This window comes from Shinella yambaruensis (assembly GCF_022899355.1).
Classification (GTDB): Bacteria; Pseudomonadota; Alphaproteobacteria; order Rhizobiales; family Rhizobiaceae; genus Shinella; species Shinella yambaruensis.
Window position 1 is genome coordinate 44,514 of record NZ_JALJCK010000006.1, and the last position, 17,274, is coordinate 61,787.

The following is a 17,274-nucleotide window of genomic DNA, read 5'->3' on the forward strand; positions in this document are numbered from 1 at the left end:
CCATGACCGTCACCATCGCCCGCGAAAACGCCATCGCCGTCGTCACCGTCGACAACCCGCCCGTCAACGCGCTATCGCAGGCGCTGCGCCAGGCCCTCGTCGAGGCCGTCGCCACGCTCGATGCGGACGCGGCGGTGAAGGCCGTGGTCCTGATCTGCGCCGGCCGCACCTTCATCGCTGGGGCGGATGTCAGCGAATTCGGCAAGCCGCCGCAGCCGCCGCATCTGCCGGACGTGGTGGCGGCCATCGAAGGTGCGAAGAAGCCGTGGGTCGCGGCGATCCATGGCAGCGCGCTCGGCGGCGGGCTCGAAGTGGTGCTCGGCTGCGCCTGGCGCGTGGCGGTTCCCAGCGCCAGCCTCGGCCTGCCGGAAGTCAAGCTCGGTATCATCCCCGGCGCGGGCGGCACGGTTCGCCTGCCGCGGCTGATCGGCGCGGCCGCTGCCGTCGACCTCGTGACGAGCGGCAGCCCGGTCGGTGCGAAGAAGGCGGAAGGGCTCGGCCTGATCGATGCCATTATCGACGGCAACCTGCGGGCCGGCGCGATTGCCTTTGCGAACGACATTGCCGGCAAGGCCCGGCCGCAGCCGATCTCCAGCCGCGCCGTGGCCCCCGTCGAGACGGGTTTCTGGGAAGGTGCCGAAAAGGCCGTGGCGGCCAGGGCGAAGCGGGAAGCCGCACCGCTCCGGGCGCTTGCCTCGGTGCGGAAGGCGAGCGAGACGGATTTCGCCAGCGCCATGGCCTTCGAGCGGGAAACCTTCCTCGAACTGCGCGGCTCGGAGCAGGCGGCGGCGCTGCGCCATGTCTTCTTTGCCGAGCGCGCCGCGCCGCGCCCGCCGGAGCTTGCCGGCATCACGCCGCGCGCCATCCGCTCGGCCGCCGTCATCGGCGGCGGCACGATGGGCGCGGGCATTGCCGCGGCACTGCGCGATGCCGGCCTGCCGGTCGTCCTCATCGAGCGCGACGCGGCGGCCGTCGAGCGCGGGCTTGCCAATGTGCGGGGCATCTATGAAGGCTCGGTGAAGCGCGGCCGCATCCCGCAGGCCGTGGCGGACGAGCGCGTGGCCGGCGTCATCGGCGGCGACGATTACGGCCTGCTGGCCGATACGGACCTCGTCATCGAGGCGGTCTTCGAGGATCTTGCTGTCAAGCGCGCCGTCTTCGAAAGGCTCTCGGCGGTCTGCCGGCCGGATGCGGTTCTGGCCACCAACACGTCCTATCTCGATCCCGACGCGATGAGCGAAGGCGTCAGTCATCCGGAACGTTTCCTCGGCCTGCATTTCTTCAGCCCGGCGCAGATCATGAAGCTCCTGGAGATCGTGCCGACGGAGGCGACCGCGCCGGAGGTGCTGGCGACCGGTTTCGCGCTCGCCCGCCTGCTCGGCAAGATCCCGGTGCGCGCCGGCATCTGCGACGGCTTCATCGGCAACCGCATCCTGAAGGTGACGCGGGCGCAGGCCGAGCGGCTTTTGCTGTCGGGCGCGACGCCCGCAGCGGTCGATGCCGCCATGCGTGCCTTCGGCCTGCCGATGGGGCCTTTCGAGGCACAGGATCTCGGCGGCCTCGACATCGCTGCCTTTCAGCGCAAGGCGGCGCGCGAGCGGGGCGAGACGCCTTTCGCGCCCGTTGCCGACCGGCTCTGCGCCCTTGAGCGCTACGGCCAGAAGACCGGCGGCGGCTGGTACGACTATCAGCCGGGCGACCGTGCGCCGAAACCCTCCGAAACCGTGGCCGCGATCATCGCCGAGGCGGCGGAGGGCCGGGCGCAGCGGACATGGGACGAGGCAGGCATCGTCGACGCCATCCTCCTGCCCATGGTCAACGAGGCGACGCGCATCCTCGAAGAGCGCGTGGCGCTCCGCGCCGCCGATATCGATCTCGTGAAGATCCATGGCTACGGCTTCCCGCGCTGGCGCGGCGGGCCGATGCACCATGCCGAAGCGCGCGGCCTTTCCGAAGTGGTGGCGGTGCTGGATCGCCTGGCCGGGGAAGGCCTTGCCGAGCCGCCGAGCGACGGCCTGCGCCGGGCGGCGGAAGCCGGCGGCTTTTCGGTGCTTGCCGGGTAAGGCAATTCGGGCAGGACTACCTTGCGGAAGGGCGAAAAGATTGCGTGTTTCGCAGATGGGAAAGGCTTCCGGCGATAGGCAAGCGTTGCGGACTGTGGTGAGATAGTTTTGGGAGAACAGGCTTTCTGCTAGAGCCGGGGAGGGCACGATGCAGTCGCTGATGACGCCGGGACACAAGCCGGTGCCGGTAGAAATTCTCGAGGCGGAGATCAGGAGGGTCTGCGGCTCCTTCGACCTGGAGCCGACGGGGCGGACAGGCGTCGTCAATGGCGATGTCACGACGCGGCGCGTCGGTCCCTTCGATACGGCCATCGTCGCGCTCGATGCCTCGGAGGTCGCGCGCAACACCCGCTCCATCCGACAGGATCCCGGCGAATATTTCTTCCTGCTGGTGCAGGATGCCGGCCACTGTCGCGTCGAGCAGGGCGAGCAGGTCGCGGAGCTTTCGCCCGGCGACATGTTCCTCGTCGATTCCGTCAGGCCCTCCACCTTCCTCTATCGCGGCGAGCGTTCGAACCAGGTGTCGCTGCACATCCCACGCGACGAGATGCTCCACCGCTTCGGCACGCCGTGCACGGGCGGGCTTTCGATCTCGCGCGACGACCCTCTCTTGCTCGCCATGCGCGCGGTCATCGCGAAAATGCTGCTGGAGGAGGGCGCGCAGGCGCAGCTCGGCGAAGCCTTCCTCTGCCTTCTCGGCGCCTACCTGCACTCGACCCGCGTGACGGGCGTTGCCGCGCCCGCCGAGACGCTGCTGTCGCGGGCGCTCGCGATGATCGATCGCCACCGCGCGGACCCGGGCTTCGGGCCGCGCGAACTGGCTGTCCGCCTCAACGTCTCGGAGCGCATGCTGCAGCGGCATTTCCGGCCGCTTGGCGAGACGCCCGGTCATCGGTTGCTCAACCGCCGGCTGGAGCTTGCCCATGCACGGCTTTCCGCCCGCAAGGGGGAGCAGGCGGCGGAAGGCGTCACGGCCGTCGCCTTCGATTGCGGCTTCAACGACCTTTCCTACTTCTATCGCGAGTTCCGCAAGAAATACGGCATGACGCCGGGCGCGGTCGCCCGCTGCCATTGACGCTTTTATCCAAAAGACGGGACGGTGCCGTCCAAGTCCGGCGCGCCATGTCCCTCTAATCTCTGCCACCATATGTCCCCGCCGGAGGAGGCGGGACGTTCATGGAGGAGGCGGACATGACGGAATTCAAGGCTACCATCGGTGGCAAACCGGCGCACGTCGGCGCGGACTTCGCCGTTCTCAACCCGGCGACGGGCAAGGAGGTCGGCCGCGCGCCGAACATGGGCGGGGCGGAGCTGGATGCGGCGGTCTCGGTCGCCAAGGCGGCGTTCGCCTCCTGGTCGGCGCAGGAGGATGCTGCCCTGCAGGCGGCCTGCGCTGCGGTGACGGCCAAGATCGAGGAACATGCCGGCGAGCTTGCCGAGATCATCACGCTCGAACAGGGCAAGCCACTGAACGGCCTCGGCTCGCGCTGGGAGGTCGGCGGCGCCGTCGCCTGGGCGGGCTATACGACCGGGCTTTCGCTGCCGGCGCGGGTGCTGCAGGACAACGAGCAGGGCCGGGTGGAGCTCACCCGCAAGCCGCTCGGCGTCGTCGGCTCCATCACCCCGTGGAATTTCCCGGTCATGATCGCCGTCTGGCATATCCTGCCGGCGTTGCGCACAGGCAACACGGTCGTCGTCAAGCCCTCGCCCCATACGCCGCTTTCCACCCTGCGGCTGGTCGAGATCATGAACGAGGTGCTGCCGCCGGGCGTCGTCAATGTGGTGACCGGCGACGACAGGGCCTTCAATCTCGGCGCCGCCATGTCGGCGCATCCGGATATAAGCAAGATCGTCTTCACCGGCTCCTGCGCCACCGGCCAGAGGGTCATGCGGTCCGCCGCCGACACGATGAAGCGCCTGACGCTGGAACTCGGCGGCAACGACGCCGGCATCGTCCTGCCCGACGCGGATCCGGCGGCGATCGCCGAAGGCCTCTTCTGGGGTGCCTTCATCAACAACGGCCAGACCTGCGCGGCGATGAAGCGGCTCTATGTGCACGATAGCATCCACGACGCGGTCTGCGCGGCGCTGGTCGCCTATGCGCGGGGCATCGAGGTCGGCGACGGCATGGAGGAGGCGAGCATCCTCGGCCCCATCCAGAACCGCATGCAGTTCGACAAGGTCTCGCAGCTCGTGACGGATGCGAAGGGGCGGGGCAAGGTGCTGCTCGGCGGAGAACCGGGCGAGGGCCTGTTCTTCCCGCCGACCATCATCGCCGGCCTTCGCAACGGCGATGCGCTGGTCGACGAGGAGCAGTTCGGGCCGGCTTTGCCGATCATCCGCTACTCCGACGTCGAAGAGGCGATCCGGCTGGCCAATGACAGCCCGAACGGACTCGGCGGCTCGGTCTGGTCGTCAGACATCGCGGCCGCGAAGGCGGTGGCCGGTCGTCTCGCCTGCGGCTCCGTCTGGATCAACAAGCACGGCGCCATCCAGCCGAACGTGCCCTTCGGCGGCGTGAAGGCCTCGGGCATCGGCGTCGAGTTCGCCGAAGAGGGGCTCGCCGAATACACCGACATCCAGGTGGTCTTTGCCTGACACAAGCAAACGAAAAGAGGGAACGATCATGAGACTGACGAAACATCTGGCCACGACGGCACTTGCGCTCGGCCTTGCTGCCGGCGCGGCCGCCGCCCATCCGCTCGATGGGCTGACGGCCGAGGAATACCAGAAGATCAACCAGATCCTGCGCGAGCAGAAGGTGGCGGACGACGACACGCTCTATCCGCTGATCGAGCTGAAGGAGCCGGCCAAGGCCGAGGTGCTCGCCTGGAAGGAGGGCGACAGCCTCGACCGCAAGGCGACGGTCTATTTCACCAGTGCCGACGGCTTCAACGAGGCGGTCGTCAACATCTCCAGGGGTACGGTCGAGAGCAACGGCAAGACGGCCGGCCAGCCGATGGTGCTGTTCACCGAATTCATGAACGCGCTGGAAGGCGCGCTTGGCCACTCGGACATGATCGCGGGGCTTGAAAAGCGCGGGCTCAAGCCGGAACAGGCCTTCTGCCTGCCGCTGACGGGCGGCAACTTCTTCACGGAGGAATACCGGAACTCCCGCCTGATGAAGGTGCCGTGCTACCAGGTGCCGGAGGGGTCCAACTTCTATGCCAAGCCGATCGAGGGCCTCTTCGCCATCTACGATATCGGCAAGAAGGAGGTGCAGCGCGTCATCGATACCGGTGTCGTGGAGCAGGCGCCGAAGGATAGCTGGGGCTATACGGAGGAGGAGGTCGCCGCGCGTCTGCCGCTGCGTCCGGAAATGAAGCCCGTCACGCTCGTTCAGGACGGCGGACCGAACTACAGGATCGACGGCAGCCATGTCGAATGGGACATCTGGCGCTTCAACTTCCGCGTCGACAAGCGCCCGGGCCTCGTCGTCTCCAATCTCGATGTCAACGATGACGGTACCTGGCGCTCGGTCATCTACCAGGCGCATCTTTCCGAGGTCTTCGTGCCCTATATGGACCCGACGGAGGGCTGGTACTGGCGCACCTACATGGACAGCGGGGAATATGGCTTCGGCCTTTTCCTGAGCCCGCTGCGCGCCGGCATCGACTGCCCGTCGCACGCCACCTTCCTGCCGGCGACGATCGCCGACGACAAGGGCGCCCCGCTCGTCATCCCGGATGCGATCTGCGTCTTCGAGCGCAATATCGGCGATCCGGCCTGGCGTCATTTCGAGGTCTTCGCCCAGACGCCGGAAACCCCGGTGCCGGCGGAAGGCCGCCCGGCGACGGAACTCGTGGTGCGCACGGCCTCCGAGGTCGGCAACTATGACTATCTCATCGACTATCGCCTGCAGCAGAACGGCCAGATCAACATCTATGTCGGCGCGACCGGCCTCGATGCGGTGAAGGGCGTCGCCTCGGCCTCGATGAAGGATGCGACGGCGAAGGCGGACACGGCCTACGGTACGCTGATCGCGCCGAACCTCGTCGCCGCCAACCACGACCACTATTTCAACTTCCGCATCGATTTCGACGTCGACCAGCCGGCGAACCATTTCTCGACCATGGACATCGTGCCGGCCAAGCTCGATGCGTCGAGCCCGCGCAAGTCGATGTGGACGGTCGAGCACAACATGCCGAAGACCGAAATGGAGGCGCGCTACAAGCTCTCGGCCATGCAGCCGCGCTATTTCCACATTTCCAACCCGTCGCGCGAAGGCTATCTCGGCCACGAGCCCGGCTGGATGATCCATCACGGCAGCGTCGCCTACGGTCCCTACGATTATGCGAACGACCCGCCGATGAAGCGCAACGCCTATATCGAATATTCGGTCTGGAACACGGTCTACGATCCGGAACAGCGCTATGCCGGCGGCAAGTTCGCCATGCAGAGCGACGGCTCGGATACGCTCGCCGAATGGGTCAAGAAGGACCAGAACCTGATGGGCAAGGACATCGTCACCTGGTTCTCCGCCGGCTTCCACCACATTCCGCGCATGGAGGACTGGCCGGTCATGTCGACCGAGTGGAAGACCGTGCACATCATGCCGCACAACTTCTTCGCCCATAACCCGGCGCTGACTTTGCGCAAGAAGTAAGGACCGGTGCCGGCAGGCGATGCCCCTCATCCGCCTGCCGGCACCTTCTCCCCGCAAGCGGGGCGAAGGGGGTGTTGCGCCGGTTTCCCAGGATAGCGGCGTTATTGAGGGAGGAAAACTTTGCTTCTTGCCCTTTCTCCCCGCTTGCGGGGAGAAGGTCGCGGCAGCGGGATGAGGGGCTGCGTCTGGCGCCCTCCGGCCGCGTTCACTCCGCCGGCTGCATGTCCCCGAAAACCGTCGGGATCAACTCCGAGACGGTCGGGTGGATGTGCACCGCATGCGTGATGGTCGTATAGGGCTTGCCCGCATACATCACATCGAGAATGCCCTGCACCGCCTCGTCGCCGCCGGTGCCGAGAATGGAGGCGCCGAGGATTTTCTTCGTCTGCGCATCGGCGATCACCTTCATGAAGCCGAGGGTCTCGCCCTTTTCCTTGGCGCGGCCGACGCGGCTCATCGGTCTTGTGCCGACCAGCAGCTTGCGGCCGGTCTTGCGCGCTTCCGTCTCGCTCACGCCGGCGCGGCCGAGCGGCGGGTCGATGTAGAGCGCATAGGTCTGGATGCGGTCGCTCACCTTGCGCGGTTCATTGTCGAGGAGGTTCGCGGCGACGATCTCGAAATCGTTGTAGGCCGTGTGGGTGAAGGCGCCGCGGCCGTTGCAGTCGCCCATGGCGAAGATGCCGGGCACGCTGGTTTCCAGCCGCTCGTCGACGGTGATGTAGCCGCGCCTGTCCGTCGCCACGCCCGCCTTGTCGAGGCCGAGGTCGTCGGTGTTCGGCCGCCTGCCGGTGGCGAGGAGGATATGGGAGCCCGGGATTTCGGGCGCGCCCGCCGTGCAGTCGACGCCCACCCCGACGCCGTCTCCGGTCTTGAAGAAGCGGATGCACTCCGCCCCCGTGCGGATGGTAATGCCCTCGCGTTCGAGGATGTCGCGCACGGCGGCGCTGACGTCCTCGTCCTCGCGGGCGATCAGCCGCGGCCCCTTCTCGACGACCGTCACCTCGGCGCCGAATCGGCGGAACATCTGGGCGAATTCCAACCCGATATAGCTGCCGCCGACGATGATAAGGTGCTTCGGCACCTCGGTCAGCTCCATCATCGAGACATTGTCGAGATGCGGCACGTCCCCGACGCCCGGGAAATCGGGCACGACAGCCCGGCTACCGACATTGAGGAAGATCTGCCCGGCCGACAGCCGTTCCTCGCCGACGCGGATTTCCGTCGGGCTTTCGAAGCGCGCATGGCCGCGGATGAAGGTGAGGCCATTCATGCCCGCCAGCCAGTCCTCGTTACCCTCGCGTGCATCGAAGCGCACCTTGTCCTTGCGGGCCATCACCTTGGCGAAATCGATGGAGACATCGCCCGTCACCACGCCGTAATCGGCGCCGCGGCGGGCGAGATGAGCGGCATAGGCGCTGGCGACCATGGCCTTGGTCGGCATGCAGCCCGTGTTGACGCAGGTGCCCCCCACATGCTTGCGCTCGATGAGCGCGACCGTCTTTCCCGCGGCGGTCAGCCGGCCGGCAAGCGACGGGCCGGCCTGGCCTGCGCCGATGATGATGGCGTCGAACCGCTTCATGGCACGACCGACGAGACGACGAAGAGGCCGAGCAGCACGGCGACGGCGTCTTCCAGCAGCGCAATGGGCAGATCCTTGCCGCCGATGGCCGCGACGAGGCGTTTGCGGGCTTCATAGCCGCCGAGCGTGCCGATGACCGCGCCGATGACGCCGGCGACGAGCCCGCCGATCATCGACCCTCCGACGGTGCCGAGAACTGCGCCGCAGAACCCGCCGCTGACGATGCGCGCGCCGAACTGCTGCGGCACCTTGCGGCTCGGCGTGCCCGGCAGCTGGTCGGTGACGAACTCGACGAGGGCGAGGGCGCCGAAGACATAGGGCGTGAAGCGATAGGCCAGGAAGGCGGCCCAGGTGCCGGAGACGGGGAGCCAGCCGAGCGCCGCCCCGATGCTGACGGCGGCCGGTGCCGTCATCGCGCGCAGCCCCGCCACGATGCCGATCAGCACTGCGAGAATGTAAATGCTCATTGTCCCTCACAGATCTGCGCCGGACATCGGCCCGGGATGGTTTCCCGGCAAGGATGAAATGCGGTATCGGAAAATGAGGCGGGCCAAGGCGAGAGTGTCGGATGCGACCGGCAATTGCAACGCGTTTCTGTTGCAAAAGGCTGCCGCTTCGCGCAATCTTGAAAGCGCTTTGAGCGCTGCAACAAACGGCATGCCCTGTCGGTGCGGCGCAGTCTATTTTTTGCGATTGACTGCCATATATGAAATGCTTTGCCGGGACTGGCTTTCCCAAACGTGGTGAAAATGCCGCCATGGCTTCCCGCACAGAACGAAAGGGTTATCTCATGCGTCCAGTTGTCAAATTCCTCGGAGCAGCTCTGGCCCTCGGGCTTGCGGCCGGTGCTGCCCAGGCCCAGGTCGTGGTCTCCTCTAAGATCGATACCGAGGGCGGCGTGCTCGGCAACATCATCCTCTCGGTGCTGAATGCCAACGGCATCGAGACGACGGACCGCGTGCAGCTCGGCGCGACGCCGGTCGTGCGCCAGGCGATCATCGCCGGCGAGATCGACATCTATCCGGAATACACCGGCAATGCCGCCTTCTTCTTCGAAAAGGCCGAGGACCCCGCCTGGAAGGACGCGGCCAAGGCCTATGAACTGGCCAAGACGCTCGATTTCGACGCCAACAAGCTCGTCTGGCTGACGCCGTCCCCTGCCAACAACACCTGGGCGATCGCGCTGCGCAAGGACGTCGCCGAGCCGAACAAGCTGGTGACCCTGAGCGATTTCGGCAAATATGTCGCTGATGGCGGCCAGGTGGTGCTTGCCGCTTCCTCCGAATTCGTGAACTCGGCCGCGGCGCTGCCGGCCTTCCAGACGACCTACAACTTCACCTTGAAGCCGGAACAGCTCATCACGCTTTCCGGCGGCGATACGGCCGCGACGATCGCGGCGGCCGCCAACCAGACGAACGGTGCGAATGCCGCCATGGTCTATGGCACGGATGGCGGCATTGCGCCGTCGGGCCTCGTGGTTCTGGAAGATGACAAGGGCGTGCAGCCGGTCTACCAGCCGGCGCCGATCATCCGCGAGGCGGTGCTGAAGGCTAATCCGCAGATCGAGGAGATTCTGAAGCCAGTTTTCGAAAAACTCGATCTCGTGACGCTGCAGGATCTCAACGGTCGCGTCCAGGTCGGCGGCGAGCCGGCCAAGGCCGTTGCCGAGGACTTCCTGAAGAAGAACGGCTTCATCAAGTAAGGTGCGGTTGTCCTCCGCCCCTGCGGGCGGAGGACCTCTCCTCGAAAGGCGTTCATGACGTTCCGGATCGACAAGCTCGGCGTGGTGATCGCCGCATTGCTGGCCTATGGCGCCTTTCTGGCGCCTTTCGCCAATTTTCGGGCCAACCGCATCGTGCCCGGCGAGGCGCGGGGCATCCTGGAGGCGCTTCCCGCCGGGCTCGGTGCGGCGCTGCTCGGCTTTGCCGTCATCGCCATCGTTGTCGTCGTATTGAAGACGCCGACGGTCTTCCGGCTGCTGCTGGGGCTTGCCGCCTTGCTGGCGCTCGCCATCCTCGTCGGCCTTTCCGCCGGTCACCTCACGCCGCCGGAAAACACCTATGCTCGCGTCTCGCCGGCCTCCGGCTTCTGGCTGCTGAGCTTTGCCTTCGCGCTGCTGACGGCCGATGCGCTGGCGCGTCTCCGGCTTTCTCCGCTCGCCCGGGTCGCGCTGCTTGCCGCCGTCGCCGCGGCTGCCGCCGGGCTTCTGGTGTCCGGCGCCTGGGACGGGCTGTCGATCCTCAAGGAATATGGCAGCCGGGCCGACAGCTTCTGGCTGGAAGCGGGCCGCCATGTCGTCCTGGCGCTCGGCTCGCTTGTCGCCGCCACGCTCGTCGGCCTGCCGCTCGGCATCCTCTGCCACCGGGTGGAGGCGCTGCGCGCCGGCGTGCTCAACGTGCTGAACATCATCCAGACGATCCCCTCGATCGCGCTCTTCGGCCTGCTGATCGCCCCGCTCGGCTGGATCGCCGTCCATGTGCCGGGGGCCGCGGCGCTCGGTATTCGCGGCATCGGCGCGGCGCCGGCCTTCATCGCGCTCTTCCTTTATTCGCTGCTGCCGGTCGTCGCCAACACGGTGGTCGGCCTTGCCGGCGTGCCGCGCGATGCGAATGATGCCGCCCGCGGCATCGGCATGACGGATGGCCAGCGCCTCTTCCGCGTCGAGCTGCCGCTTGCCTTCCCCGTCATCCTTACCGGCATCCGTATCGTGCTGGTGCAGAATATCGGCCTTGCGACCATCGCGGCGCTGATCGGCGGGGGTGGTTTCGGCGTCTTCGTCTTCCAGGGCATCGGCCAGACGGCGATGGACCTCGTGCTGCTCGGCGCGGTGCCGACCGTGGCCCTCGCCTTCGCCGCGGCGATCGTGCTCGATGCCGCAACCGAACTTTCCAACCGCAAACCCGGCAGGGCCGCATGATCGAGATCGACAGCATCACCAAGCGCTATGGCGAGACGGCGGTCGTGGACAGCGTCTCGATGACGATCGCGCCGCACACGATCACCGTCATCGTCGGCACGTCCGGTTCCGGCAAGACGACGCTGATGCGCATGATCAACCGTCTGGTCGAACCGACCTCCGGAACGATCCTGATCGACGGCGCCGACAATCGCTCCATCCCCGGCTACGAGCTGCGCCGCCGCATCGGCTATGCCATCCAGGGCCACGGCCTTTTCCCGCACCGCACCGTCGCGGAGAACATCGCCACCGTGCCGACCCTGCTCGGCTGGGAGAAATCCCGCATCGCGGCCAAGGTGAAGGAGCTGCTGTCGCTGTTCCAGCTCGACCCCGCCGCCTTCGGCCCGCGTTATCCGCATGAACTGTCGGGGGGCCAGCAGCAGCGTGTCGGCGTTGCCCGGGCGCTCGCCGCCGAGCCGAACATCCTCCTGATGGACGAACCTTTCGGCGCGCTCGACCCGGTCATCCGGGCCAAGGCGCAGGATGACCTGCTGGCGATCCAGAAGCATTTCGGCACGACCATCGTGCTCGTCACCCATGATATGGAGGAGGCCTTCCACCTCGCCGACCGCATTGCCGTCATGGACAAGGGCAGGATCGTGCAATATGCGGCTCCGGAGGAGATGCTGGTGAATCCGGCGACGGATTTCGTCGAGACGCTGATCGGCGCCGGCGAGCGGCCCTTCCGGCTGTTGTCGATCGGCGCCGTCGCGGATGCGGCAGAGGCCGGCGAGGCGGAGGGCGAGCCGATCGCCGCGGCGTCCAGCCAGCGCGATGCGCTGTCTGCCCTGCTCTGGTCCGGCCGTGAGGCCCTGCCGGTCGTCGGCGCGGATGGCGCCCGGCTTGGCCGCGTCACGCTTGCCGGCCTTGCCCGGCGCGCCGCGAGGCCGCAATGAAGCGGCTCCTGCCCAATCTCCTGCGGCTGGCGGCACTCCTCGTCCTCATCGCCTTTCTCGTCCAGCCGGCGCTCTTCGAGCCCTTGCTGAAACCGCTGGTGCAGGCCAATGCGCCGGCCGTCTACAACCAGGGCAGCCTGCTGTCGCTGACGCTTTCGCACCTCGCCACGGTCTTCGCCGCGACGCTCGCCGCGACCGTCGTCGCCGTCGGGCTCGCCATCCTCGTCACAAGGCCGATCGGCGCGGAATTCCTGCCGCTGTCGCGCAGCCTCGTGAATATCGGCCAGACCTTTCCTCCGGTCGCGGTGCTGGCGCTCGCTGTGCCCGCCGTGGGCTTCGGCGAGAAGCCGACGCTGATCGCGCTCTTCCTCTACGGCCTGCTGCCGATCTTCGAAAATGCCATGACGGGCCTTTCCACCCTGCCGCCCGCCGTCACGGAGGCCGCGCGCGGCACGGGCATGACCGCCTGGCAGCGGCTTACACGGGTGGAGCTGCCGCTGGCGCTGCCGGTCATCCTCGCCGGCATCCGCCTCTCCGTCGTCATCAGCCTCGCCACCGCCACCATCGGCTCCACGGTGGCGGCCAAGACGCTCGGCGAGGTGATCATCGCCGGACTGCAATCGAACAACCTCGCCTTCGTGCTGCAGGGCGGCCTCGTCGTCGCCGTGCTGGCGGTGCTGATCTATGACGGCTTTTCCGCCCTCGAACGGGTGCTGTCGCGCCGGGCGGGACGGGTCTAGCGATCTTCGGTTTCGAGGTCGTAGACGAGGATGCCCTGGATGCCGCCTTCGGCGGCGGTGACGAGCCGGGCGCCCGTCTGCTTGTGCTCCGGGTCCTCCAGATAGGCGTCCCGCGCGAAACTGTCGGCGAAATCGACGATGAAGCCGTCGCTGAACCCCTTGTCCATGCCTGCTTCCGGGCTGACATTCACGCCGATATGGACGGCGAGCATGCCCGGCAGGCGATCCTTCAGGGCGTCGATCTCGTTGAAGAGTTCGGCCTTGTAGGCGGCGGAGATGGTCGGCTTGAAGTGGATGAAGACGCAATGACGGATCATGGTTCTACCTACCGGATGTTGGCGCGGGCGCGCGGGCGCGCGTCGTTGCGTTCATGCAGGAAGACCTGGGCGGGCAGCGCCGGCAGGCCTCGGATGATGTCGGCGCCCTTCTCGCCCACCATGATGGTCGGCGCATTGGTGTTGCAGGAGGGAACGCGCGGCATGACGGAACTGTCGCAGACGCGCAAACCTTCAAGCCCGTGCACCTTCAAATCGAGCCCGACGACGGCGTCGGCTCCCGTCCCCATCCTGCAGGTGCCGACCGGGTGGTGGTCCGTCTTGGCGTTGGCGCAGCCGTATTCGAACAGGTCCTCGTCGGTGACGACCTTCGGTCCCGGCAGGCGCTCGGCCATCACATAGGGTTTCAGCGCCGCCTGCTGCATGATCTCGCGGGCGATCTTCAGCCCTTCGATCGACATTCTGCGGTCGTGCGGGTCCTCCCAGTAGTTCGGGTCGATCAGCGGCGCGGCGGCGGGATCGGCGGAGGAAAGCCGCACCGTGCCCTTCGAGCGGGGGTGCAGATAGGCCGAATTCAGCGTCACGCCGGCGTTCTTCAATCTTTCCACGCCCGCCTCGATGCCGGAGCCGAGGCCGAGATGGAACTGGATGTCCGGTGAGCGCGCATCGGGATCGGCATACCAGAAACCGCCCGTCTCGAAGAGCGAGGAGGCGACGGGACCGGAGCGGAAGAGCACATATTGCAGGCCGGCCCAGAGCGTGCGGTGCAGTTTCGCCACGCCGTCATAGGTGTGATCGCCGGTGCATTCGGAAATCACGAAGAGGTCGAGATGGTCCTGCAGGTTGGAGCCGACTCCCGGCAGGTCGTGCCTGACCGTGACGCCGACCGATTTCAGGTGGTCGGCCGGGCCGATGCCGGATTGCTGGAGCAGTTTCGGCGAGCCGATGGCCCCCGACGAGACCAGCACCTCGCGATCCGCGCGGATCGTCTCGACGCCACTGCCCGTGGCCACCTCGACGCCGACGGCGCGCGTTCCTTCCAGCACGATGCGGGCGACGCGGGCGCCGGTGCGGATGGTGAGGTTCTTCCGGTCCCGGATCGGCGAGAGATAGGAGAGCGAGGCGGAGGAGCGGCGGCGGTTCCGTTGCGTCAACTGGTAGAAGCCGACGCCGGCCTGCTGGCGGCCGTTGAAATCGTGGTTGTAGGGAATGCCGAGCTCCTGGCCGGCGCGGATATAGGCGTCGCAGATCGGCAGGGCCGAGACCGGCATGGAAACGCCGAGCGGGCCGCCGTAGGCATGGTAGTCGTCGGCGAAGCGCTGGTTGTCTTCGGCGCGCTTGAAATAGGGCAGGATCTCCCGGTAGCTCCAGCCCTCGCAGCCGTCCTCGCTGGCCCAGAGGTCGTAGTCGGCGGCGTTGCCGCGGGTATAGAGCTGCGCGTTGATCGAGGAGCCGCCACCGATGACCTTTGCCTGCGTATAGCGCAGCACGCGGCCCTTCATGTGCTTCTGCGGCACGGTCTCCCAGCCCCAGCTGGCGACGCCCTTGGTCATCTTGGCAAATCCCGCCGGCATGTGGAACAGCGGGTTCCGGTCGCCGCCGCCGGCCTCCAGCAGCAGCACGCGCACCGTCGGGTCCTCGGAAAGCCGGTTTGCCAGCACACAGCCGGCGGGGCCGGCGCCGGTGATGATATAGTCGTAAGTCATGTCTTCGTCCTCAGAAACGTTCGGTGCCGTGCCGGGTGGGGCTGCCCCTCATCCGCCTGCCGGCACCTTCTCCCCGCAAGCGAGGCGAAGGTATTTGCCGTGCCCTCTCGTCCCCCTCGCCCCGCTTGCGGGGAGAGGGCGGGGTGAGGGGCCAATCCTTGCTCACAGCCGGCCGATCGACAGCCCGCCGTCGAGATTGATCACCGAGCCGGTGGCGAAGGCGAATTTTCCGGTCGCCAGCGCGGCCGCGGCGGTGCCGATGTCGTCCGGCTCTCCCCAGCGCTTCATCGGCACCAGGCCGTCATCGATCAGGGTGTCGTATTTCGCCGAGACGCCGGCCGTCATGTCGGAGCGGATGATTCCGGGGCGGATTTCGAAGACGGAGATGCCCGTCTCCGCCAGCCTGAGCGCCAGCCCCTGGCTGAAGGCGGCAAGCCCCGCCTTGGTCATGCAATAGTCGAGCCGCTCTGGCGAGGTGAGGCCGGCCGAGACGGAGGTGATGTTGATGATCGAACGTGACCTTGCCGCCTCGTTCGAATGCAGCATCGCCTTCAGCACGGCCTGGGTGAAGAAGACCGTGCCGCGCAGGTTGGTGGCGACGATCGCGTCGAAATTCTCCGGTGCGAGATCGAGGAAATCGCCGCGCACGACGGAGGCGATCCCGGCATTGTTGACGAGGCAGCCGATGGCGCCGAGCTGGTCTTCGACAGCCGCGACCGTTGCTGCATGGCCAGAGAGATCGGCGAGGTCCGCCTTGAGGTAGATCGCGCGCGCGCCGAGCGTGGCGAGGTCGGCGAGCATGGTGTCGGTCGCCGCATCGCTCCCGCCGATGCCGGTGATGGCGATGTCGAAACCTTCCGCCGCAAGCGCCCTGGCGATGCCGAAGCCGATGCCGCGGCGGCCGCCGGTGACGATGGCGACGGAGCGTGCGGAGGTCGTCATGCGGCGAGATCCCTCGAGTGGATGTGGTCGGCGACGCGCAGTGCCTGGGCGGCGACCGTCAGCGCCGGGTTCACGGCGGCCGATGTCGGCAGGTAGGAGGCGTCGACCACGAAGAGGTTCGGATGGTCATAGGCACGGCACCAGATGTCGAGCGGCGCGCTCGCCGGGTCGTTGCCGATGCGCACGGTGCCGCACTGGTGCGAGGGCGTGCGCTTGTCGAAGGCTCTGGCGAGCACGACGGGAAAGCCCGCCTTCTTCAGCGCAGCCTTGAGCCTGGCGACGAGATCGAGATGGGCCTGCCAGTTGGTTCGCGTCCATTTCAGGACGATCCGGTCGCGATCGACCATGATACGGCTTTCGGGATGCGGCAGGTCCTCGCTCATGGCGTAGAAATCGATGGCGCGGGACGCGACCTGTTCCAGCAGCCACTCCGGCGCGGAGGGCATGTTGGCCTTCAGGATCTTTCCCGAGACGCGGCCGAGAAGCTGCACATTGCCGAGTGGCGGCCCGCCGTTTCCGTCAGAGAGGTAATAGTCGTTGAAGCCGAAACTCTTCTGGTAGACGGAGGTGTTCCTGTAGAAGGGCGAGAGGCCGATCACGGCGCTCGAATTGTGGTTCATGAAGTTGCGGCCGACCTGGTCGGAGCTGTTGGCGAGCCCCTTGGGGAAGGCTTCCGAGGCGGAGCGCAGCAGCAGCACGGCGGATTGGACCGCGCCGGCCGAGAGGATGACGAGTTTCGGCGAAACGCTCTCCGCCACGTCGCCGCGCTGGTAGTGCACCGTCGCGATGGTGCGGCCGTGCGGGGCGGTGGCGAGCCGCGTCACCCGGCAATTCGTGCGCAGTTCGACATTCGGATGCTTCAGGGCTTCGGCAAGCGCCACGCTTTCCGCGTCCATCTTGCCGTCGTCGGCGTTCGGATGCGCATCCCACGGCGTCTTCGCCTTGGCGAGCCAGCGGTCGATGTCGACGCCGAGCGGCAGCGAATAGGGATGCAGGCCGTTCGCCTTCATTTTTGCGCGCACCTCGGCGATGGCAGGCTCGTCCGGCACGGGCGGGAAGGGGTAGGGTGCGGAATGGTGCGGTTCGGTGGGATCTTCGCCGAGCGTGCCGCGGACGTTGTAGAGCTTTTCGGCGGCGCAGTACCACGGCTCCAGCGCTTCATAGGGGAAGGGCCAGGCGGGGGAGACGCCGTCGCGGTGGCGCATCTCCTCGAAGTCCTCCCGGCGGTAGCGCACCAGCACGGCACCGTAGAATTTCGAGTTGCCGCCGACATTGTAGTAGTTGCCGGGGTTGAAGGCGGTGCCGTCCGCCTCGTACCACATCTCCTTCGGGCGGAAATGGCCGTGTTGGAAGATGGCGCGCTGGTCGCGGTTTTCCGGGCGGTCGGGCAGGTGATCGCCCGCTTCGAGGATGACGATTTTCGCGCCCGTCGGGGCGAGCGCGGCGGCCATGGTGGAACCGCCGATGCCCGATCCGATGATGACGATGTCCGGCTGCGTGGTCATGATCTT

14 protein-coding genes are annotated in these 17,274 nt (G+C 67.0%); 8 read left to right on the forward strand and 6 right to left on the reverse strand.

From position 1 onward, the window contains the following. Nucleotides 1-2: 2 nt before the first annotated feature. The 4 genes from MUU56_RS15320 to MUU56_RS15335 all read left to right on the forward strand — a co-directional run bounded on the left by MUU56_RS15320 (nucleotide 3) and on the right by MUU56_RS15335 (nucleotide 6,669). Nucleotides 3-2,063 (forward strand): 3-hydroxyacyl-CoA dehydrogenase NAD-binding domain-containing protein, encoded by a 2,061-nt coding sequence (locus MUU56_RS15320; protein ID WP_244768164.1) that lies wholly within the window; start codon nucleotides 3-5, stop codon nucleotides 2,061-2,063. A gap of 148 nt (nucleotides 2,064-2,211) precedes the next feature. Further along, nucleotides 2,212-3,138 carry a helix-turn-helix domain-containing protein gene (locus tag MUU56_RS15325; RefSeq protein WP_244768165.1) on the forward strand — a complete coding sequence of 309 codons (927 nt, stop codon included), beginning with the start codon at nucleotides 2,212-2,214 and terminating at the stop codon, nucleotides 3,136-3,138. Nucleotides 3,139-3,254: 116 nt separating this feature from the next. After that, nucleotides 3,255-4,661 carry an aldehyde dehydrogenase family protein gene (locus MUU56_RS15330; RefSeq protein WP_244768166.1) on the forward strand — a complete coding sequence of 469 codons (1,407 nt, stop codon included), beginning with the start codon at nucleotides 3,255-3,257 and terminating at the stop codon, nucleotides 4,659-4,661. A gap of 28 nt (nucleotides 4,662-4,689) precedes the next feature. Continuing rightward, a complete protein-coding gene (locus MUU56_RS15335; protein WP_244768167.1) occupies nucleotides 4,690-6,669 on the forward strand; it encodes a copper amine oxidase in 1,980 nt (659 codons plus the stop codon). A 205-nt stretch (nucleotides 6,670-6,874) separates the two neighbouring features. Here MUU56_RS15335 and MUU56_RS15340 read toward each other — a convergent pair whose 3' ends face one another. Together MUU56_RS15340 and MUU56_RS15345 are read right to left on the reverse strand one after the other, a co-directional pair. Next, nucleotides 6,875-8,248, reverse strand: a complete 1,374-nt coding sequence (locus MUU56_RS15340; protein WP_244768168.1) for an FAD-containing oxidoreductase — start codon at nucleotides 8,246-8,248, stop codon at nucleotides 6,875-6,877. Next, nucleotides 8,245-8,715 carry a DUF4126 domain-containing protein gene (locus tag MUU56_RS15345; RefSeq protein ID WP_244768169.1) on the reverse strand — a complete coding sequence of 157 codons (471 nt, stop codon included), beginning with the start codon at nucleotides 8,713-8,715 and terminating at the stop codon, nucleotides 8,245-8,247. Before MUU56_RS15345 ends, MUU56_RS15340 begins: the two co-directional genes overlap by 4 nt. A 323-nt stretch (nucleotides 8,716-9,038) precedes the next feature. On the opposite strand from MUU56_RS15345, the gene osmF reads away from it, so the two are divergent. From osmF to MUU56_RS15365, 4 genes are read left to right on the forward strand one after another with little or no spacing between them, the layout of a single operon-like run. Then, complete coding sequence (gene osmF / locus MUU56_RS15350) at nucleotides 9,039-9,950, forward strand: glycine betaine ABC transporter substrate-binding protein OsmF (RefSeq protein ID WP_244768170.1); 912 nt, start codon at nucleotides 9,039-9,041, stop codon at nucleotides 9,948-9,950. A 54-nt stretch (nucleotides 9,951-10,004) separates the two neighbouring features. Beyond that, on the forward strand, nucleotides 10,005-11,165 hold the full coding sequence (locus MUU56_RS15355; protein ID WP_244768171.1) for an ABC transporter permease: 1,161 nt from the start codon (nucleotides 10,005-10,007) through the stop codon (nucleotides 11,163-11,165). Further along, nucleotides 11,162-12,100: an ABC transporter ATP-binding protein gene (locus tag MUU56_RS15360; protein WP_244768172.1), complete on the forward strand. Its 939-nt coding sequence runs from the start codon at nucleotides 11,162-11,164 to the stop codon at nucleotides 12,098-12,100. The genes MUU56_RS15355 and MUU56_RS15360 overlap by 4 nt, the downstream gene beginning before the upstream one ends. Next, entirely contained in the window at nucleotides 12,097-12,840 is a 744-nt protein-coding gene (locus tag MUU56_RS15365) for an ABC transporter permease (RefSeq protein WP_244768173.1), read from the forward strand. Before MUU56_RS15360 ends, MUU56_RS15365 begins: the two co-directional genes overlap by 4 nt. Here MUU56_RS15365 and MUU56_RS15370 read toward each other — a convergent pair. From MUU56_RS15370 to MUU56_RS15385, 4 genes are all read right to left on the reverse strand, one after another. Continuing rightward, complete coding sequence (locus tag MUU56_RS15370; RefSeq protein WP_244768174.1) at nucleotides 12,837-13,157, reverse strand: Dabb family protein; 321 nt, start codon at nucleotides 13,155-13,157, stop codon at nucleotides 12,837-12,839. The genes MUU56_RS15365 and MUU56_RS15370 overlap by 4 nt on opposite strands. A gap of 8 nt (nucleotides 13,158-13,165) precedes the next feature. After that, nucleotides 13,166-14,821: a GMC family oxidoreductase gene (locus tag MUU56_RS15375; protein ID WP_244768175.1), complete on the reverse strand. Its 1,656-nt coding sequence runs from the start codon at nucleotides 14,819-14,821 to the stop codon at nucleotides 13,166-13,168. Nucleotides 14,822-14,983: 162 nt separating this feature from the next. Next, nucleotides 14,984-15,763, reverse strand: coding sequence for a 3-ketoacyl-ACP reductase (locus MUU56_RS15380; RefSeq protein WP_244768176.1), 780 nt, complete (start codon nucleotides 15,761-15,763; stop codon nucleotides 14,984-14,986). Further along, nucleotides 15,760-17,268 carry a GMC oxidoreductase gene (locus MUU56_RS15385; RefSeq protein ID WP_244768177.1) on the reverse strand — a complete coding sequence of 503 codons (1,509 nt, stop codon included), beginning with the start codon at nucleotides 17,266-17,268 and terminating at the stop codon, nucleotides 15,760-15,762. The genes MUU56_RS15380 and MUU56_RS15385 overlap by 4 nt, the downstream gene beginning before the upstream one ends. Between the last annotated feature and the right edge of the window lie 6 nt (nucleotides 17,269-17,274).